The following is a 20,984-nucleotide window of genomic DNA, read 5'->3' on the forward strand; positions in this document are numbered from 1 at the left end:
TAAAAATTATTTATGTTAAAGATAAAATTATTGCATATCAAGGAACTAATACCTTGCATAGTGATTATTGCCCTGTCAGTTTCTTCCTGTGTTCAACAACAAAAACAAGATGGAACTGTGAAGGTTAAAGAACAAAGAAAAACTGTGGTAATGCAAAAAGTAAAAATGCCGGTTGACGGTATGACTTGTAGTGCTTGTCAATCTAATGTAAAGCATGCAATTAAGTCAATTGATGGGGTTTCAGATGTAGAGGTAAACCTCGAAAAGAGATATGCTTACTTCACTTATGACCCGCAAAAAGTAAAAGTTGATCAGATACAAAAAGCGGTAAACGACAAAGGATATAAAGCTGGAAATCCTCAAGAAGTAAAACAATGAGTTTAGAACATTTTTTACAGCAGTTTAACCATGCACTTGCTAATGGATCTGTTTATAGTCTGATAATTGCTATGGGTGCAGGAATTATTACAACAGGTGTATGCCCATGTACTTTACCTGTGGGTCTTGGTATAGCAGGCCTTACAAGCAGCAATTCAGAAAAGAAATCTAATAAAGGTGTGATGATTGCCTTTGCATTCTTTTTTGGCATAGTCGTTTGTCTTTCTGTATTAGGAAGTGTAGCAGCGAAATTAGGTATATTTTTTACTGAAGAATTTGGTCAGTATTGGGCTTTATCTATGGCATTAATATCTGTAATTGCTGCTGTTGTTGCCTTTTATGGGCCTCAGCTCACCATATCTAAATTAACCTCTTTCCGTCGCCCTGGTATAAGTGGCTCTTTTGTTTATGGATTGATATTTAGTTTAGGAACCTCTGCTGCTCCTCTATTATTGCTTCTTTCAGTGGCCACTGCAACCGCAAATCCTCTTTATGGTGTTGTACTTGCTCTGGCCTTTGGTATTGGAAGAGGATTGCCATTCTTAATTGTTAGCATCTTTGCAGGTGCTGTTACAAAGTTTGCACAACTTACTTGGTTGAGAAGAAGCATACAAATAGTTAGTGGGTTTGCTTTACTTTTTGTTTGTTACTACTATATTAAAGTATTTATCGGTTTACAATAAAATTTTAATTAAAAATGATTAAGTTCACTCACAAAAAGCTGTTTCAACAATTTAATTCCTAGTGGTTTCTAAATAAATTATATTAAATAAATAATGTATTTATGTTAATAGGATAAAAATTTTAGTATATAAATAATTAATTATATAATATTGAGCAAATGAATAAAATTAACAGTAATTGCTTTTGGTAAAGATACACACCTATATTGAGTTGCTGAGCCAGTTAGGCATGATGAAAAATAGAACGAAGCAGAAGTTTTAAGATAATGTATTAAAAGCAAAACGAAGGCATAGAAATTTCTGCATAAACGAAAATTTTCTCCATACCAATACCGAATAAAAAAAGGCGGTATAGTACTTTAAAGTCTCTCCCAATTCGATATTCCAAGATTCATTCAACTATCCAAATTTCGCCATTGAAACAATTCAACAGTTCATAATCTTCATCCATTACAATAAAACAGGCCTTGTATTTTTCTTTCAGTAAGCCTAAACCGTTATGTAATCCAAGCATTTTGGCCGGGTATAGGCTACACATATTCATAGCAGTTTCAGGACTTAGTTTTACTTCGTTTATTAAATTTTTCAGGGCCTTGTGCATGGATAAGGCAGAACCGCTTAAAATACCATTGCTTTCATATTTATCGCCATTTAAATAATGCTGATAAGGCCCGGAGTGGGTAGTGGTAACAGCATCTGTTATGGCAAACAATCGATCTTGCATCAGTTTTTGTGCTATTTGTACGGCCTCAAAACGCACATGGTGGCCATCAGGAATAATAGACGACATTACCGTAGAGTGCAATAAGGAAGCACCTACCAACCCTGGCTCGCGGTGTGCCAACGGACTCATGGCATTGTATAAATGCGTTACCGTTGTAATACCGTTATTAAAAGCAGCTGTTGCCTGCTGATAGGAGGCATTGCTGTGACCGGCTGATACAATAATACCGGCTTGAAGTAATTGCTGTATGATACTGCTGTCACAAACTTCTGGTGCTAATGTTATCATTTTAATAATGTCTTTTCCATAAGCCAATAATTCATCTACTTCTTCGAAAGTGGGTGAATGAATGAGTGCTTCAATATGCGCCCCTTTTTTTGCAGGATGAATCCATGGGCCTTCCAAATGCAATCCCAAACAACCTTTGCCGCCTTCTTTCCAATAGGCTCTTACCGCATCAATGCAGGCATACATCACTTCTTTGGTATTGGTGGCTACGGTGGGTAAAAAGTGCAATGCACCCCCTTTGCTGCAATAATCGTACAATGCCCATAAACTTTCAGAAAAAGGATATACCGATAATAACTGTTCATGTGCTCCGTAAATCTGTGCATCTATGAAAGCAGGTGCAATGATGGGGTAGATGGTAGCATTTTCAGCCACATCAAAAGCTTCAATTTTGGTAATCATACCATCTGTAATGTGTATACAATGATGTTGTAACCACTGGCTTCCAGTAAAAATTTTTTTTGCGTAAATAACTTGCTGGTTACGCATGGTGAATGGTAAATGTGTCGGCATCAGCTAAAAATGGAAATTTTGCACGTACCTCCTGTAAAAAAATTGCATCTAAAACAATATTACCAATAGCCTCATGGCCGCTTTCGTGCCATATTATTTCACCCATCGGGTTTATGGCCATGCTATCGCCACTATGTGCAATGCCATTACCGTCAGCCCCTACCCTGTTCACGCCAATAACATAGCATTGGTTTTCAATAGCCCTTGCCACTAATAAGCTTTTCCATGCGTGTATTCTTTTTTCGGGCCAATTAGCTACATACAACATTACATCATATTCTGGTGGGTGGGTAGATTGTTGATGGGCCCAAACCGGGAAGCGTAAATCGTAACAAATTTGAAGATTGATTTTCCATCCATTTACAGAGGCAATCAATCTGCTGTTTCCCGGAGTATAATGTTCATTTTCGCCGGCATAGGCAAAACAATGGCGTTTGTCATATTTCCCCATTTGTCCGTTTGGCAACATCCATATTAACCGGTTATAAAAATGATTGTTTTCTGTAATAATCATACTGCCTGTTACAATGGTTTTTTTTGTTGCTGCCATACGTTTCATCCATTTAATCGTAGTGCCTTGCATGGTTTCTGCAAGCCGTTCAGGTTGCATACTAAAGCCTGTGCTAAACATTTCGGGAAGTACCACCAAATGGGTACCGTTGGGAACACGGTTTATTTTTTCTTCCAATTGTTTTAAGTTTTCGGAAATATTTTCCCAAACTAAATCGGTTTGAATAAGACTGATATGTAAGGCTGTCATAATCATGTTTTAACGAAAACGATACGCTAATTGTAAAGATGCATAGCGTTGCGGCAAATACTGGGTAATACACTCTTTGGTTTGGTATACAATTTCTACTTTACTCATCCAACGGGCTTTGGCAAAAACCATTCCCCAACTTTGCTGGTACATCCATTGTTCAGGTGTGCCTGCAATGGTAGTAGTTGTGTTGCTGCTACTGCCCTGTATGGTAGCATTGTATCCCTGCAGTGTTACCTGAGGATAAAAATACACAAACCATTCAAATGAATGAGTATTGTTGTTGGGCAATTGGCTAATATCTGCATCCCAAAGTGCACTATTTTCGTTGTGGTGGTAAATACCCCAAACCAACATCATTCCTAATTTGGCATTGGTGTATACATTGCCTGCATTGAGTTCAATTACAGGAACAATTTTGGCAGATTTCTTCTCAGCTAATGCCGGAATAAATGGGGTGTAACGTATTCCTGCATTCAATGTAAAGGGTACCTGCACCTGTTTATACCAATCATTCACCGGATATAATCCCAGCGTATGATGCAAGCCATTTTGAAAATTTTGGCCTAATGAGTTATTTCCGATAGTGCCCACTGCCACATTCCACTGTAAACCATATTTTTTTTGTAAACGGGTATGTTTGTATTGCACAAATAAATAACCACAATAAGGCCTGTCTACACTATCGGGATAATAGGTTAGTAACCTTGGGGTATACAAAGCCTGCCCCGCTTCAAAACCATGTATAATAGTGGCTGTTTGGTTTTTGCCAGCCCTGTTGTACTGAAAATACAATCCATTGGTATAATATTTATCATTGCTTTGCAACAGGTAAGCATCATTATCCGTAGTAAAAGAGAATGACTGATGAAAGCTGTTTGTTGATGCCTCCTGCGAATAGGCGGCAGTTATCCAGCAACAGCAAATACCTATCCACCAAAAATATTTCATGCAGTTTTTGTTTGTTCTTTTAACAATTGTATTTGCTGTGCAATGAGTGCAGGCTCATATCCTTTTTGTTGTAAATAGACCCGTGTTTTGGCCATTTTGGCAAAGTAATGATCACCCTGAAGGCTTTGCCATTTTTTTGAAACCAACTCCTGCAGTGTTTGCCGGTATTGGGTTTCATCAATGGAAGCAAGTGCTTTTTTAATATTATAGGCACTTACTTTTTTTTGTTTTAGTTCAAATTCAATTTTTTTACGCCCCCATTTTTTTTGTCTAAAATGGCCGCCTGCAAATAAAATAGCAAAACGACCTTCGTTTAAATAGTTTTTTTCAATTAAACCGGTCATTATTTTTTCTATATCGGTTGTATACAGTCCAAGGCCATACAATTTTTGTTTTACCTCATCATGGCTGCGTTCACGATAGGCACAATAATGCTTTACTTTTTGAAGGGCCTGTTCCGGTGTAAGTTTTTGCTGCATGCTGTTCATTTCTGCTTTGCTGTTCAAAACTAAATCATTCAAATTGGAATAGCCGCAATTATGTTAATAACCGGAAATAATTTCTGTATGAAATATTAACAAATTACAGTAGGTTTGTTGCCATTACAAAATTGAGAAAAATATGAAGTTTATTGTATCCTCATCCTCCCTTTTAAAGCAATTGCAACATATAAGCGGGGTAATTAGCGCCAATACCGTATTGCCCATTCTGGAAGATTTTTTGTTTGAAATAGAAGGGAAAAAACTGCATGTAGTAGCCACTGATTTGGAAACTTTAATGCGGGTGCAATTAGAAGTAGAAAGTAAAACCAACGGAAAAGTCTGCATTCCTGCTAAAATTTTAATGGATACATTAAAAAATATTGCTGACCAGCCACTCACTTTTGATATTGATAAAAATTATGCAGTTGAAATTACCAGCGATAATGGCAAGTATAAAGTAATGGGCGAAAATCCGGATAATTTTCCCAAAGAGCCGGTGGCAGATGATGCTACTGCCTTTACAATGACCAGTAGCGCCTTAGTTACTGCCATTAATAAAACCCTGTTTGCAGTTAGTAATGATGATTTAAGGCCGGCTATGACGGGTGTTTTTTTTGAATTAGGTTCAGAATCAGTTCAGTTAGTAGCTACAGATGCTCACCGATTGGTAAAATATAAACGTACCGACGCCAAAGCATCTGCCGATGATTCCTTTATTGTTCCCAAAAAACCATTGAACTTATTGAAAAATGCGTTGCCGGATAATGAAGATGAAATTAGCCTGAGTTATAACAGCAGCCATTTATTTGTAAGTCATGGACAAATACAAATGACCTGCCGCTTAATTGATGCACGTTTCCCCGATTATAAAGTGGTGATTCCTGTTGATAATCCATATAAACTGATTGTTAACAAGGCCGATTTTCAGAATGCGTTGCGCAGGGTGAGTGTATTCTCCAACAAAAGTACCAATCAGGTAGCCCTCACCATTAGCAGTAATGAGTTGCATTTAATTGCCCAGGATGTTGATTTTAGTTTTGAAGGCAATGAAAGAATGGCTTGCCAGTTTGATGGAGGCGATTTACAAATTGCTTTTAATGCACGGTTTATGATTGAGATGCTGAATGCTGCCGATACTACCGAAGTGGTCATAGAATTATCTACCCCCACCAAAGCAGGTATTATTAAACCATCTGAACAGGCCGAAAATGAAGAATTGGTGATGTTGGTAATGCCATTGATGCTGAATAATTAAACCTTCTTACATTTTTTCTAATATACAGCCCCGCCAACTGCGGGGTTTGTTTTTTATACAATTGCAATTTTTTGTAAATTGGGTACAATTGTTTGCCATTATGATAGAAAACCTCATTGAACATTTTCAAACACTTGACCGGCATCCGGTAGAGCGGATGGTGATTTTAGTGGCCGGTTTATTGTTTTTCTGGATTTGGGAAGGTGCTATACCCTTGGTGCCCCTTCACTACAAAAAAAATAAAGTACACCATGCCGGCGTAAATTTTGCATTTACAGTTATTCATTTAATCATTCATACCTTCTTAGCTGTTTTTATTATTGAACTAAGCGATTGGTGCGCAGCCAGAGGTTTTGGTTTGGTATATTGGGTACATGCAGGAATTTGGGGAACCATTTTAATTTCATTTTTGGTATTGGATTTTTTTGGCGGATGGCTGGTGCATATTACACAACATAAAGTTGCGTTTCTCTGGCGTTTTCATGTGGTGCATCATGCCGATAATAATGTAGATGTTACCACCGGCTTACGCCACCATCCTGTTGAAAGTGTATTGCGTGGCTTGTTTTTCTTTTTGGGAATTGCAGCCAGTGGCGCACCCATGTATGCGGTGATGATTTTTCAAACCATATTGGTAGCCGATACCGCATTTACACATGCAAATTTACGGTTGCCCGGATGGTTAGATAAGGGTATGAGTTATGTACTCGTTTCGCCCAATATGCACAAAGTACACCACCATTGGCAGCAGCCGTATACCGATAGTAATTATGGTGCCATAATTTCTATTTGGGATCGGTTATTGGGCACATTTAAAAATTTGGCCCCAAATAAAATTAAATATGGGTTAGATAAATATTATCCCAATCAAAAAGATGAAGATTTTATGCAGCTCCTAAAACAACCTTTTCAAAAAATTAAAGAGTAGTTTTCTAAATCTGCCATCTTTGTAAAAAAAATTGCATGAAGATTGTTGCACTAATCCCTGCCCGTTATGCTGCTACCCGTTATCCTGCCAAATTAATGCAGTTGCTGGGCAATAAAAGCGTCATTCGCCATACTTACGACAATACTGTTGAAACCCAGTTGTTTGATGAAGTTTGGGTAGTAACAGACAGTTCTGCTATTCATAATGAAATTGTAGCGCACGGAGGAAATGCCATGATGAGCAAAAAAAATCATGAAAGTGGCAGTGATCGGATAGCCGAAGCTGCAGAACAATTGGATGCAGATATTATTGTAAATGTGCAGGGCGATGAACCCTTTGTTCAAAAAGAACCCTTGCAAAAATTATTGAATGTTTTTACTGATCCACAAGTGCAGGTTGCCTCTTTAATGCAGGTTTTGCAAGATGAAAAACTGATTGCTGACCCCAATTATGTAAAAGTGGTTGTTGATAAAAACAATAATGCTTTATTTTTTAGTCGTAGTGTTATTCCTTATAGAAGAGATACTGCCACAACGCCGGTTTATTATGAGCATATTGGTGTTTATGCATTTAAAAAGCAATTGTTACTCAATTTTACAAACTGGCCCATTACTCCGCTGGAAGCTGCCGAAAAAATTGAATGTCTGCGTTACTTAGAAAATGGCGTGCCCATTAAAATGGTGGTTACGGAATATATGGGTGTTGAAATTGATACACCGGATGATTTGGAAAAAGCAGGTAAATTATTACAAGAGAAAAAAGATAATTAATCAGCACGCTCCACTATTTTTTTTACAACTATTACATAAGTGGTTTTGATTGTTTATTTTAACCGGTAAAATATTAATCCAAAAGATTATAACACTTAAAACAACAACTTATGAACGACTTTTCTTTTGCTTTATTTGACACCATTGCATTTGCTTATTTGGCCATTATTTTATTAGTGCTGATAGCACAATGGAAGATTTTTGAAAAGGCCGGACAACCTGGATGGGCTTGCATTATTCCCATTTACAATTTTATTGTTTTAATGCGGGTAATTGGTAAACCCTGGTGGTGGTTGCTGCTAATGCTGATTCCTGTTGTAAACATTGTATTTGCCATTTGGTCGGTAAACCTGCTTTCTAAAAGTTTTGGAAAAGAAGAAGGCTTTACAATTGGCTTATTGATATTGCCATTCATCTTTTATCCTATTCTGGCATTTGGTGATGCTACTTATAAAGGCCCTGCGGGGAATAATTATGTAGCCCTGACGTAAGCATTTCATAACCAATCAAACCTTTACCTGACATGCCTGCGCTGTAAATGATACAGGGCAGGCTTTTTTATATCGCTTCTAATTAATTTAACCTAAGCTTACATACCTTTACGCAGTATTTATACATTAATTTTGTTTGAACTTTTCGTTAAAGCTATTGTTAATACAATTCCTGTGAATGTGCCTTCAAAATAAGCAAGAATTTTGCTATGCATCTCATGTTTAAAACTGTGTTCATGAAAAAAAATTTACTATTCTATGCAATGGTATGCATCATTAATAGTTCGGTATTTGGGCAGTTGAAATTGTATGGCGAAAATTTTCGTCCTCAGTTTCATTTTACGCCTGAACATAATTGGATGAATGATCCTAACGGATTGGTATTTTACAAAGGGCAATACCATTTATTTTATCAATATAATCCCTTTGCCAATGTGTGGGGGCACATGTCATGGGGCCATGCCGTGAGTAAAGATTTAATTCATTGGAAGCAATTGCCTGTTGCATTAGAGGAAGAAAACGGCATCATGATATTTTCCGGTTCTGCAGTAGCTGATGTTGAGAATACCAGTGGTTTTGGCTCAAAAGCCAACCCACCTTTGGTGGCTATTTATACCGGAAGTACCGATATGTTGCAAACACAAAATTTGGCTTATAGCATCGATAATGGATTACAATGGAAGAAATACAATGCCAATCCGGTGCTGAATGAAAACAAAAAAGATTTTAGAGATCCCAATGTATTTTGGTATGCACCGGAAAAACAATGGGTAATGAGTTTGTCTTATCCAGTTACACATCAAATTGCATTTTATGGCTCAGCCAATTTAAGAGACTGGAAGCAACTGGGAGTTTTTGGTCCGGCAGGCGATACTTCCGGGGTTTGGGAATGCCCCGATTTAATGAAAGTGCCCGTAATGGGGCAACCGGGAATGTATAAATGGGTGCTTTTCACTTCGCAAAATGCAGGCATGCAATATTTTGTAGGCAATTTTAATGGTAAAAATTTTGTAAGCGAAAATCCGAAATCAAAAATTTTAAAACCCGATTTTGGTACCGATTATTATGCGGCCATAGTCTATCATTCCAATCCCTTGGGAAAGCCCGTCAGCATAGGTTGGGTGAACAACTGGAATTATGCCAACGAAATTCCAACCTATCCCTGGAAAGGTACCGCAGCATTACCCAGAACTTTACAACTTAAAAAAATAAACGATGGTTGGCAGTTAATTCAAACCCCGGTGCCTGCTTTGCAATTATTACGAAAACAATCGGTGGTTTATTCCGTTAAAAACCTCACTAAAAAATCAGATACCCTCTCTTTTAAAGGAAATGTTTGGGAGGGTGAATTTATAATGCAACCGGCAGCAACCGGCGAAACCGGCATTCAATTGGCAGTTGGTAACGGACTGGGGATGACGATTGGTTATAATTCAGTTACAAAACAGGTATTTATTAACAGAAGTAATACACCCGATTATTTTAGTGCAGCATTTGCAGCAAGACCGGTTTCTGCAGCCCCTGTTCGTTTAGTGAATAATGAATTGAAATGGCAGGTGTTTTTTGATAAAAGTATTGTTGAAGTATTTGTAAATAATGGCGAACAGGTTTTTACAGTTCAGGTATTTCCAGGAGAAGAAAACAATGCCTTAACCATTTATAGTACCGGCGAAGGTGCTGTTTTTAAACGCATTACTATTTGGCCCATGAAATCAATTTGGTAATATTTTTCAAGCGCAGATGATATCTTTGTACAGCTTTCGGGTTGCAAATGATGGCACCGGCTTAACCCCGTAAAGCATTATAAGTATGCAATTCAGAAATTTTAAAATGATTGGCTATGTGGTATATGGCCGTGGTAGTTTTAATCAGTTAGATGAAATTTTAGCACCGCAACGTAAAGGTGATGCCCCAATGGTATTTTTAGTGGATCATTTTTTTAAAGATAAACCCTTGGTGAACCGAATACCGGTAAGAGGAAAAGATAGAGTGATATTTGTAGATGTTACCCATGAGCCAAAAACAACGCAGGTAGATGCGCTGGCTCAACAATTAAAAAATGAATTTGGTACCATTAGCGGGGTAATAGGAATAGGTGGTGGCAGTACCATGGACTTAGCAAAGGCGGTATCGTTAATGATGACCAATCCCGGATCGTCAGCAGATTATCAAGGATGGGATTTGGTAAAATTCCCCGGCGTTTATAAAGCAGGTATTCCTACACTTAGCGGTACTGGTGCCGAAGTTTCCAGAACAACAGTATTAACCGGCCCCACCCGTAAATTGGGAATGAATTCTGATTTTACTCCGTTTGATCAAATAGTACTTGATCCGGAACTAATAAAAGACACTCCGGTTAATCAACGCTTTTATACAGGAATGGATTGTTACATACATTGTATAGAAAGTTTACAGGGTACTTATTTGAATGATTTTAGTAAAAGTTACGGCGAAAAAGCCTTGCAACTTTGCCAAAAAGTTTTTTTAGAAAAAGAGGTGTGGGATGATGAAAGCGATAACCAGTTAATGATGGCCTCTTATGCCGGTGGCATGAGTATTGCTTATTCGCAAGTGGGTGTAGCACATGCCGTAAGTTATGGTTTAAGTTATTTGTTAGGAACAAAACATGGTATTGGTAATTGTATTGTAATGAACCATTTGGAAGAATATTATCCGGAAGGAGTTGCTGAGTTTAAGCAGATGGTTGAAAAAAACAAAGTTGAAATTCCAACCGGTATTTGCAAAGGCCTTACCGATGCACAGTTGGAAACCATGATGGACGTATCAATGGGAATGAAACCTCTGTGGGAAAACGCACTGGGTAAAGACTGGGAAAAAATTATGACCAGAGATAAGCTAAGGAAACTCTACGAAAAATTATAAATTCAACCAACAAAAAGGCAATACCGTTACGTGTATTGTCTTTTCAATTTTATTTTATTGTTTATTAATTTGTTACTTTTATTCAAGTACTGTAACTACATCTTCTTTTTTATCTGTGATTGTTCCAATTACTTCGGCATATAAATGATGAGATTGCAATAATTGTTGCACATCAGACAGGCCTTCTGCTGCAACAGCAATTAACAAACCGCCATTGGTTTGTGGGTCCGGTAGAATAATGGCAGCTTCATCCTGATTAATTTGATTAGAAAAATGAATTTTATGTCCATAACTATCCCAGTTTCTTTTAGTGCCGCCGGGTATGGTTTTCATGGCTATATATTCTTTTGCTTTACTTAACACCGGAACCTTACTGTAATACAATTCTGCAGAAAGATTACTTCCTTCACACATTTCTACCAAATGCCCCAGCAGGCCAAAGCCGGTTACATCGGTCATCGCATGAACTGCGGTAAATGCACCTAAATCTTCTCCTGCTTTATTCAATTGTGTAAGCTGCCGTATCATTAACTGTAAATCCGGTTCCGTTAAAAGATTTCTTTTTTGAGCTGTAGAGAGTAAACCAATACCCAAAGGTTTGGTTAATAATAAAACATCACCTTTTTGTGCAGTGCTGTTTTTTTTCAAATGCTCAATAGCTATCAATCCATTTACGGCCAAACCAAAAATTGGTTCGGGGTTGTCTATGCTGTGTCCACCGGCCAATGGAATACCGGCTTCTTTACAAATGGCTCTGGCACCTTCTATTACCTGTTGTGCAACACTGGCAGGTATTTTATCAACCGGCCATCCTAAAATAGCAATAGCCAAAACAGGTTTTCCGCCCATGGCATATACATCGCTAATGGCATTGGCGCCTGCAATTTTTCCAAATGCAAAAGCATCATCAACGATGGGCATAAAAAAATCGGTGGTACTAATCAATGCGGTACCGTTACCCAGGTCATATGCCGCTGCATCATCTTTTTGATGATTGCCTACCAGTAATTTTTGATTGTCTGGTGCCGTTACGTTCAATTGCAGAATTTGATCCAACACCTGCGGTGCTATTTTGCAGCCACAGCCTGCACCATGCGAATATGCGGTTAATTTAACGAAAATACTATCAGCCATCCTGTTTTGTTTTTAGTAGTGTAGTTAGTAAATAAGTATTGTTGCTTGCATTGGTAGATGGGGCATCTAACTTTGTAACCATCTGCTCAACATGCGCTCTGTTATACAATCCTTTGGTATAGGCTTTATCATAATACTGCAATAAAATAGCAAAACAATCTTTTATATTGTCTTCCAGTAAAAAATTGATAGCGTTTTTGGTAGCCAAACCGCCTAACCTTTTTTTAATACGTAGAATGGCATTTACAATTTTTTCTTTTGGGGCTGAGCCATAGGTTAACATTATTTCATCCAGTCTTGCTTCAAAAGGAATATTGAAAAAATAAACAGGCGCATGGCGCATTTGTTCAAAAAAAGACAGGGGTATGTTTATATTTCCAATGCGTTGACTTTCATCTTCCAGCCAAATGGTAGCATTGTGTTTTACTGCCTTTGTTTGTAATTGATACAATTGCGTTGCTAAATTATTTTCAAACATTTCCTGTGTGGGTTGTGCAGGGGTATCGAGCCCGCCAAATGCAGAGCCTTTGTGCCGGGCCAGTCCCTCCAAGTCAATAACCGGATATTGTTGTTTGGCTAATTGCTGTAATATTTTTGTTTTGCCACTGCCTGTATAACCACCAATAACGCGTAATACATATTTTTTTTCAAACTGATGCAACACCCATTGCCGGTAGGCCTTGTATCCACCCTGCAATGTATATACCTGAAAGCCATATAAATTCAACAGCCATGCTACACCTGCACTGCGCATGCCGCCACGCCAGCAATGCACTAAAACAGTTGATTGAATGTTATTATTTGTTTTCAAGATGTTTTCAACCGTTTCAATCATGGGCACCATTTTTTGTGCAAAAAATGGTAGTGCCGTTTTAATAGCCTGCTGTTTGTTAATTTGTTTATAGTGGGTACCTACAATAGTCCTTTCTTCGTTAGTAAAAAGCGGCAACGAAAATGCTTGTGGAATATGCGCATGTTCAAACTCTGCCGGACTTCTCACATCAAACACCGGATATTGTTGCGCTAATGATAAAAATGCATCGATATGTATTGTTTCAATAGCCATTGCCTGCAAATGTACAAGCATTGAGCATCATTGCTTAGCCGGGATGAATTAAAATTGAATATACTTGCATGAGCGGTGGGCAGGTGGTTGTAAGGTGCAGGGAACTGTATACATCTCCTTTTTGCAGTCAAATTAAAATTAGAGATTAGGTGCCTGTTTTACTATAAAAGCAAATGGTGTTTTCACAAATACATTTCCGCAGCCTATAACTTTTCCTGAATAACCCTTAAATTGATATATGGAAAACATAAATTCGTATTTTGTGAAAGATAATTTTAAGCTGAGTTCAACAAAACAGTGCAATTCCTGTCTATCGAAATTTAAAGAATGTTGAAATTAAAAAAAGTGATCACCAATGAAAACTTTTTGCCTCCTGCAAAACGCAATAAAAAATTAAATCAATAATGACGTTAATCCTATACATATTCCTTCCCGTTCTTGCGATACTAATCATCGTAAACATCGTGCTCACCCTCAGGGCAGGTAAGCAAACTGCAGGTAATGAATTACACGAAATCAAAATTTTTATTGGAAATATGATTTCCAATTTGAAAGACACCGAGAAAAACCTGAAAGATGAATTTGTTACCAATCGAAGAGAAAGTGCAGAAACAGCGAGAGATTTAAGAGGCGAAATTGGCGAGCAACTCAACAAATTCACGCAAACCTTTTCAGAGCAATTCGGCAACCTGACCAAATCCAACGAAGAAAAGTTAGAAGTTATCCGCAAAACTTTTGAAGAAAAATTAGTTGCCTTTCAAAAAAGCATAGACAGTAACAGCAAGGAAAGCAGAACGGAACTAAAAGAAAATCTGGATGTGTTTAAGCGGGAATTAAACGATGCTTTAAAAGATTACAAAGAACGATTAAAAGAACAGTTTACAGCATTTGAAAGAAGTCAGCAAACACAAAACGCCGCTAACAGCGAAAAAATTTCTGAACTCAAATCTTCTTTAGAAACATCGGTAAAAACCATGCAGGAAGGCAATGAGAAAAAATTGGAAGAAATGCGCAAAACCGTTGATGAGAAACTCAATGAAACTTTGGAAAAACGACTTGGTGAATCCTTCAAACAGGTGAGCGACAGATTAGAAGCCGTTCACAAAGGTTTGGGCGAAATGCAAACCCTGGCTGTAAGTGTGGGCGATTTGAAAAAAGTGATGAGTAATGTAAAATCGCGAGGTGTTTTGGGAGAATACCAATTACAGAACATCATTGAAGATTTATTAACGAATGAGCAGTATGAGAAGAATGTAAAAACAAAATCAGGAAGCGGTGCTGTAGTAGAATTTGCTATTAAGATGCCCCACGGCAACAATTTAGAGAAAACACTTTGGTTGCCAATAGATTCAAAATTTCCGAAAGAAGATTATGAAGCATTGGTGGATGCTTATGAAAAAGGGGATGCTGAAAAAATTGATGAATACCGAAAGGCTTTTATCAATGGAATTAAAAAGAACGCAAAAGACATCAAAGAAAAATACATTGACCCACCGAATACAACCGAATATGGCATTATGTTTTTACCTTATGAAAGCTTATTTGGTGAAGTTTTAAGGGTTCCCGGACTTTTTGAGCAGTTGCAAAAAGATTATAAAATTACCATAACAGGCCCAACAACTTTAAGTGCTTTACTCAATAGCTTGCAAATGGGCTTTAGAACTTTGGCCATTGAAAAACGCAGCAGCGAAGTTTGGGACTTGCTGGGTGCAGTGAAAACCGAGTTTGGGCAGTTTGGTGATGTATTAGCCAAAACCAAAAAGAAACTCATTGAAGCTACGAATGTGATTGATACATCTGAAGTACGCACCAGAGCCATTGAGCGTAGGCTAAGAAATGTACAGGAATTGCCTGCCGGTGAATCGAAAATTATTTTAGATACCAATGAGGATGCAATAGATGATGTTGCATCTTAAATGCTATTGAAGCATATGTTAGTATGCCTTTAGGGTATGATGTAAATTGCCAGCACAAAATAACACTTATTAAATTATTAAAAAACCCCAGCTAATTACCAGATGCGGGTTTTTTGAAAATATTTACGTGTTTTATCGGTTCATACTGGCTAAAAACTCTTCATTGTTTTTGGTGCCGCGCATTCTTTTTAATAATTCCGTCATGGCTTCTTCGGTATTCATATCATTCAGGAACAGACGAAGAATGTTCATCCGTTGCAAGGTTTCTTTATCCAACAGCAAATCATCGCGGCGAGTGGAAGAACCCACCAAATCAATAGCCGGGTAAATACGGCGGTTAGCTAATTTGCGATCTAATACCAATTCCATATTACCGGTTCCTTTAAATTCTTCAAAAATTACTTCATCCATTTTGCTGCCGGTATCAATTAAAGCGGTTGCCAGAATGGTGAGTGAACCACCATGTTCAATTTTACGGGCTGCACCAAAAAATTGTTTGGGTTTTTGCATGGCATTGGCTTCCACACCACCACTCAATACTTTACCGCTGGAAGGTGCAACGGTATTGTGTGCCCTTGCCAAACGGGTAATACTATCCAACAAAATCACTACATCATGGCCACATTCTACCAATCGTTTTGCTTTTTGAAGGGCAATGGTAGAAACTTTTACATGTTTTTCTGCAGGCTCATCAAATGTTGAGGCAATTACTTCTGCCCGCACACTGCGTTCCATATCGGTAACCTCTTCAGGCCTTTCATCAATTAAAACCACCATTAAATAACATTCCGGATGGTTGGCGGCTATGGCATTGGCCACGGCCTTTAACAACATGGTTTTACCCACTTTAGGTTGTGCCACAATTAAACCACGCTGGCCTTTACCAATGGGCGTAAATAAATCCATGATGCGGGTGCTGTAATCGTTGGCAGAAGTAAATAAGTTTAATTTTTCGAAAGGGAATAAAGGGGTAAGATAATCAAAAGGCACACGGTCTCTTACTTCGTCAGGACGCTTGCCGTTAATGGCATCTACTTTCAATAGTGCAAAATACTTCTCTCCTTCTTTAGGCGGACGAACGGAACCGGAAACCGTATCGCCGGTTTTTAAACCAAATAATTTTATTTGAGAAGGGGAAACATACACATCATCGGGTGAGCTTAGATAATTATAATCGCTGCTCCTTAAAAAGCCATAGCCATCGGGCATCATTTCTAATACACCTTCTCCACCAATTACACCATCAAACTCAATATTAAAGACCTGCTGACGCTGATGTGGCCGCTGATGTGGTACCGAAGGTTCGGTTTGCGGATTTTGATTTTCTTCCGAATTTTCTTTTGCTTCTTCACTGCTTTCTGTTCTGGCAGTATTGTCGTTGGTATTTTTTGGAGCCGGGTGATGGTGTTCCCTTGCTGCTTTTTTCTCTCTTGCTGCTTTTTCTTCAGTAGCCTGCAACATTTGTTGTGCCAATAAAGCCGTTTTCTCATCTAAGCTGCCGGGTTCCTGTACTTTTTCAACAAGTGCTTCTTCCGTTTTTTTGGATTTGCGATGACGCATAATGGGCCTGTTACTGCCTGCATTGCCTGTTTCTTCAGTTTCGGGTTCGTCCTGCATTACAATAGCTTCTTCAGTAGTATTGCCGGTGGTGGCTTTTACCGTTGCAGCTTTTTTGGGTTTGCCGGTTGATTTTTTTGCAACCTTTTTATCTTGTTTTTCACTCGCTTCCACAGCCTGACTGTCCAGAATCTTATAAATCAAATCCTGTTTATCTAATTTTTTGGCGTTGGTAATTTTTAAATTTTCGGCAATGTCCAGTAGTTCTGGAACCAGCATGTCGTTCAGTTGTAAGATGTCGTACATAGAATGTGTTAAATAGAAAAATTTTCTTTAGCGTTCTCGATGTGTTTTTTAATAATGCAATTGAGACTTGAAAATGATTGGTATTTGCGGAAAAGAGGTAAACTGATATGTCTGCGGGATTGGCGTTCGTGTCAAACCAGTTTGTTTCCGCTGCAATGTTACTGTAAAATGTTCAAAATAAAGAAATATTTCTTTGAAACAGGTATAAAAATAGTGAATTATCATAAAAAGCAGGCCGGATTTTGTTTGAAATTGCAGGTGTAAAGCCATTTTCATTGCCATGAATGGCTGTATCTTTGCAGCCCTGTATTTTTCCGTATACGAATCATTTAAAAGCAGCCAAATGTTGAATCAACGCATTAAAATTAAGGCCTTATTGCAACAAGTGCCAATTGGTACCGAAGTAACTGTAATGGGTTGGGTACGTACTTTTAGAAATAACCAGTTTATTGCCTTAAATGATGGCAGTACCAATAATAATCTTCAGGTTGTTGTAAATCTTGGCATGTTGCCCGAACAAACTTTAAAACGCATTACTACCGGGGCATCTTTAAAAGTACAGGGTACTATTGCAGCCAGTGTTGGTAAAGGCCAGTCTATCGAACTTCCGGCTTCCTCAATTGAGATATTGGGTGATAGCGATCCGGAAAAATACCCGCTTCAACCCAAAAAACATAGTCTGGAGTTTTTGAGAGAAATTGCACACCTGCGTTTTAGAACCAATACTTTTGGTGCTGTTTTCAGAATCAGACATTCACTTGCTTTTGCCGTACACCAGTTTTTTAATGAAAGAGGATTTCTTTATTTACATACTCCCATTATTACCGCCAGCGATGCAGAAGGCGCCGGTGAAATGTTTCGCGTAACCACACTGTCCTTTGACGGCACACCCAGAAATGAAGATGGATCTGTTAACTTTAAAGAAGACTTTTTTGGAAAATCTACCAATTTAACAGTAAGTGGGCAATTAGAAGGCGAGCTGGGTGCCATGGCGTTTAGTGAAATATATACATTCGGTCCCACCTTCAGAGCCGAAAACTCAAATACCACCCGCCATTTGGCTGAGTTTTGGATGATTGAGCCGGAAATGGCTTTTTATGATTTAGAAGACAATATGAACCTAGCCGAATCATTTATTCAATACCTGATTCGTTACGTAATGGGGCACAATAGTGATGATTTGCAGTTTTTAGACCAGCGCCTGGCAGAAGAAGAAAAACAAAAACCTGCCAATGAAAGAAGTGAACTGGGGTTATTGGACAAATTGAATTTTGTTGTGAATAACCAGTTTGAAAGAATTACCTATACAGAAGCCATTCAAATATTATTAGACAGCCCCGCCTATAAGAAAAAGAAATTTAAATATGAAGTAAGCTGGGGGATAGATATGCAAAGCGAACATGAACGGTATTTGGTAGAAAAACATTTTAAGAAACCGGTGATTGTTACTGGGTACCCCGCCGCCATTAAAGCTTTTTATATGCGGATGAATGATGGATGCGAACCGGGTAAGGAAACCGTTGCCGCCATGGATATTTTAGCACCTGGTATTGGTGAAATTGTTGGCGGTTCACAAAGAGAGGAGCGTTTGGAAGTTTTGCAAAAAAGAATGGAATCGATGCATATACCTGTTGAAGAAATGAGCTGGTATTTAGATACTCGCCGCTTTGGAACGGTGCCACATGCCGGCTTTGGTTTGGGTTTTGAAAGAATGGTACAATTTGTAACAGGAATGACGAATATTCGTGATGTAATTCCTTTTGCACGTACCCCAAAAAATTGCTCTTTTTAAATAAATATGTTGCTTGCAGGTAGAATGTTTTGCTGCAAAAATAAAATTTAGAATAATTTTTAGGGAATCTTGTAATAAAATAATTGTACTTCCCTATATTTGCTGCCCCGTAAGGGCAAGGATGGTGCGGTAGCTCAGTCGGTAGAGCAAAGGACTGAAAATCCTTGTGTCGGCGGTTCGATCCCGCCCCACACCACCAAAAAAGCTTCGAACGAATACTTCGAAGCTTTTTTTATGTGTATTCAGATATCTTCATCGTGCAAATTTTCATAATGAAAATGCAAGAGGGATTTTTACATACAAAGTATTTTCATCGTAGCAATAGCCTGTATCTCTTTTTGCGCTGTAAGCAATGCGGCTTTAAAATTTGTATCCGTGATAAGGCCGGTATTTGTCAAATTAAAATAATAATCAATACCTTCATGCAAATTGTTGATATAGCTTGTAAAATATTTGGTTCTGTTTGTACTGTTTAACTGCTCATCTTCTTCCAATTGTTCCTTTAAATAAGCAATGTATAAATGTAATTCTGCAATAAAAACATGCGGCCTGTTGTTATTGGCTAATATATTGGTTCTGCCATAAATGTGGTCTACCATATTTTGCAGTGATACTATTTTTGAAAAATGAGCAATATTTGGTCCCGGGCAAATATTAATTGCTTCATAATTTTTAACAAAACTAATATTGTACACAGCGGCTGCTGCATTACTTAATCCCACACATAAACATTCTTTGTCTAACACCTCTTTTAACCGATGCTCATATTCATGATAAGGTAATTTCAGCGATTGTAATTGTGCAATTTTTAATTGCTGATATTTAATAGAAGCAGTACAAACAGGTTCTTCCGTAAACTCTGTATTAAATGCCAAATGTTTTTCAGTACAAGGGCTGCCGGGTTTTCCACGGCTGATTCTGTCATTTTTTTCTTTATCGGCAGTGGTACCCCGTAAATAGTGAAACCGAACACCTAAGGGAGAATTTTTGCTTAATACCACATCCTCTTTTCCTGCAGCACACAATAAATGCAGAGTGTCTTCATCAACCGTTGTAGCTTCGGGAACCAATAAAAATGGTGTTCCCCATCCAATACTGTCTACCTGAAAGAACTGTTGTAAAAAATTTGCTTCTTCAGCAGTGCCAATGCCACCCTGAATAGTAATTTTAATAGGTGGAGGATGGTTGGCAATATGCCTTTTTTTTGCAAGATTGCTTTGATAATATAATTCAAAAAGCGTATGGGTTAATTCCTCTTTTTTTGTTTTGAAGGTTTCTAAAATGGGGCCCATTAAATATCCATCTGTGGCAAAAGCATGGCCGCCGCAGTTTAGGCCGGATTCTATTCTAAACTCGCTCACCCAAATTCCTTTTTTGGCTAAATATTTTCCCTGAATCAATGCAGAACGATAATCGCTTACTTTAATCGCTATTTTCTTTTTGAAATTTCCTTCCTCATCTGCTGCAAATTGTGGGCATTTTTCTAAATAGTTATACACTCGTGGATTCATTCCTGCAGAAAAAATAATGGTTGAATTGCTCAGGTCGCTATTGGCATAACCCCTCAATGCGGCTACCGCATCTGAGCCATCTTCTAATAATGTACCATTTTTATCATAATTGTTTTTATCGGCCTTAGTCATTATGTTTACATCAATACTGCCGGCTGTAATTTGTTGACGCAGTAGTAGTGCTGAGTTTATTTTTTCATCCGTATCATCCGTCTGCATCAATAATTTGTACACTTGTTTCCATTTATTGTTATCGGGCAACAATTCAAAGTATTTTACAATATCTGATCCGGTTTCAAATGCTGCCTCTTTTACTTTTTCAATTTGCTGTTGTACAATTTTATTGACCAGATTTAAATAATCTGTAATTCTTTTGGCCCGATAATCTTGTTCTGTTGCAGGTATTGGGAAAAATTTTTCCTGAACGGAATGATAATAATACCGCCGCATCATTTCAATTAAATTATCTTCTACAATAGAAATAGCAGAAGCAATACCAAATCTGGCTACTTTAATGGGCGAATCAATTGTATAAGCCAGGCCCATTACCGGAATATGAAAGGAGTGGGGAGCAGTATGTTGCATCATGATTAATG

The 20,984-nt window shown here is 38.0% G+C and carries 18 protein-coding genes and 1 tRNA gene; 11 read left to right on the top strand and 8 right to left on the bottom strand.

Features of this window, described 5'->3' with window-relative positions:
- The first annotated feature begins 12 nt into the window (after window positions 1–12).
- The gene (locus EO766_RS10905; RefSeq protein WP_081300511.1) at window positions 13–378 is read left to right on the top strand and encodes a heavy-metal-associated domain-containing protein; all 366 of its coding nucleotides are present in this window, start codon (window positions 13–15) and stop codon (window positions 376–378) included.
- On the top strand, window positions 375–1,061 hold the full coding sequence (locus EO766_RS10910; RefSeq protein WP_074418481.1) for a cytochrome c biogenesis CcdA family protein: 687 nt from the start codon (window positions 375–377) through the stop codon (window positions 1,059–1,061). The genes EO766_RS10905 and EO766_RS10910 overlap by 4 nt, the downstream gene beginning before the upstream one ends.
- Before the next feature lie 391 nt (window positions 1,062–1,452).
- Here EO766_RS10910 and nagA read toward each other — a convergent pair whose 3' ends face one another.
- The 4 genes from nagA to EO766_RS10930 are packed head-to-tail and all read right to left on the bottom strand — an operon-like array spanning window position 1,453 to window position 4,776.
- The gene (nagA, locus tag EO766_RS10915; protein WP_287101015.1) at window positions 1,453–2,586 is read right to left on the bottom strand and encodes an N-acetylglucosamine-6-phosphate deacetylase; all 1,134 of its coding nucleotides are present in this window, start codon (window positions 2,584–2,586) and stop codon (window positions 1,453–1,455) included.
- The gene (locus tag EO766_RS10920) at window positions 2,555–3,346 is read right to left on the bottom strand and encodes an amidohydrolase (RefSeq protein ID WP_074419876.1); all 792 of its coding nucleotides are present in this window, start codon (window positions 3,344–3,346) and stop codon (window positions 2,555–2,557) included. The genes nagA and EO766_RS10920 overlap by 32 nt, the downstream gene beginning before the upstream one ends.
- Window positions 3,347–3,355: 9 nt before the next feature.
- Window positions 3,356–4,297, bottom strand: coding sequence for a lipid A-modifier LpxR family protein (locus EO766_RS10925; protein WP_074419877.1), 942 nt, complete (start codon window positions 4,295–4,297; stop codon window positions 3,356–3,358).
- Window positions 4,294–4,776 carry a regulatory protein RecX gene (locus EO766_RS10930; RefSeq protein ID WP_287101016.1) on the bottom strand — a complete coding sequence of 161 codons (483 nt, stop codon included), beginning with the start codon at window positions 4,774–4,776 and terminating at the stop codon, window positions 4,294–4,296. The genes EO766_RS10925 and EO766_RS10930 overlap by 4 nt, the downstream gene beginning before the upstream one ends.
- A 142-nt stretch (window positions 4,777–4,918) precedes the next feature.
- Here EO766_RS10930 and dnaN point away from each other — a divergent pair, with 142 nt between their 5' ends.
- The 6 genes from dnaN (at window position 4,919) to EO766_RS10960 (ending at window position 11,106) form a co-directional block, all read left to right on the top strand.
- Entirely contained in the window at window positions 4,919–6,034 is a 1,116-nt protein-coding gene (gene dnaN, locus EO766_RS10935; protein WP_074419878.1) for a DNA polymerase III subunit beta, read from the top strand.
- Between the two features lie 100 nt (window positions 6,035–6,134).
- The gene (locus EO766_RS10940) at window positions 6,135–6,962 is read left to right on the top strand and encodes a sterol desaturase family protein (RefSeq protein WP_081301272.1); all 828 of its coding nucleotides are present in this window, start codon (window positions 6,135–6,137) and stop codon (window positions 6,960–6,962) included.
- A gap of 35 nt (window positions 6,963–6,997) precedes the next feature.
- Window positions 6,998–7,732 (top strand): 3-deoxy-manno-octulosonate cytidylyltransferase, encoded by a 735-nt coding sequence (kdsB, locus tag EO766_RS10945; RefSeq protein ID WP_074419879.1) that lies wholly within the window; start codon window positions 6,998–7,000, stop codon window positions 7,730–7,732.
- Window positions 7,733–7,842: 110 nt separating this feature from the next.
- Entirely contained in the window at window positions 7,843–8,223 is a 381-nt protein-coding gene (locus EO766_RS10950; protein ID WP_074419880.1) for a DUF5684 domain-containing protein, read from the top strand.
- 236 nt (window positions 8,224–8,459) lie between these two features.
- Window positions 8,460–9,947 (top strand): glycoside hydrolase family 32 protein, encoded by a 1,488-nt coding sequence (locus EO766_RS10955; protein WP_074419881.1) that lies wholly within the window; start codon window positions 8,460–8,462, stop codon window positions 9,945–9,947.
- A gap of 85 nt (window positions 9,948–10,032) precedes the next feature.
- Entirely contained in the window at window positions 10,033–11,106 is a 1,074-nt protein-coding gene (locus EO766_RS10960; protein ID WP_074419882.1) for an iron-containing alcohol dehydrogenase family protein, read from the top strand.
- A 78-nt stretch (window positions 11,107–11,184) separates the two neighbouring features.
- Here EO766_RS10960 and selD read toward each other — a convergent pair whose 3' ends face one another.
- Together selD and mnmH are read right to left on the bottom strand one after the other, a co-directional pair.
- Window positions 11,185–12,240, bottom strand: coding sequence for a selenide, water dikinase SelD (gene selD, locus EO766_RS10965; protein WP_074419883.1), 1,056 nt, complete (start codon window positions 12,238–12,240; stop codon window positions 11,185–11,187).
- On the bottom strand, window positions 12,233–13,327 hold the full coding sequence (gene mnmH / locus EO766_RS10970; RefSeq protein ID WP_074419884.1) for a tRNA 2-selenouridine(34) synthase MnmH: 1,095 nt from the start codon (window positions 13,325–13,327) through the stop codon (window positions 12,233–12,235). Before mnmH ends, selD begins: the two co-directional genes overlap by 8 nt.
- 383 nt (window positions 13,328–13,710) lie before the next feature.
- Between mnmH and EO766_RS10975 the strand changes: the two genes are divergently transcribed.
- A complete protein-coding gene (locus tag EO766_RS10975; protein ID WP_074419885.1) occupies window positions 13,711–15,222 on the top strand; it encodes a DNA recombination protein RmuC in 1,512 nt (503 codons plus the stop codon).
- A gap of 132 nt (window positions 15,223–15,354) precedes the next feature.
- On the opposite strand, the gene rho is transcribed toward EO766_RS10975, so the two are convergent.
- Window positions 15,355–17,085 (bottom strand): transcription termination factor Rho, encoded by a 1,731-nt coding sequence (gene rho / locus EO766_RS10980; RefSeq protein WP_074419886.1) that lies wholly within the window; start codon window positions 17,083–17,085, stop codon window positions 15,355–15,357.
- Between the two features lie 343 nt (window positions 17,086–17,428).
- On the opposite strand from rho, the gene asnS reads away from it, so the two are divergent.
- Window positions 17,429–18,877, top strand: coding sequence for an asparagine--tRNA ligase (gene asnS, locus EO766_RS10985; RefSeq protein WP_074419903.1), 1,449 nt, complete (start codon window positions 17,429–17,431; stop codon window positions 18,875–18,877).
- 123 nt (window positions 18,878–19,000) lie between these two features.
- Window positions 19,001–19,076, top strand: a tRNA-Phe gene (locus EO766_RS10990).
- A gap of 94 nt (window positions 19,077–19,170) precedes the next feature.
- Here EO766_RS10990 and EO766_RS10995 read toward each other — a convergent pair.
- Entirely contained in the window at window positions 19,171–20,976 is a 1,806-nt protein-coding gene (locus EO766_RS10995; protein ID WP_074419887.1) for a hypothetical protein, read from the bottom strand.
- Window positions 20,977–20,984: the final 8 nt, after the last annotated feature.

The organism is Hydrotalea sp. AMD (assembly GCF_004100315.1).
In the GTDB taxonomy this organism is placed as follows: domain Bacteria; phylum Bacteroidota; class Bacteroidia; order Chitinophagales; family Chitinophagaceae; genus Hydrotalea; species Hydrotalea flava.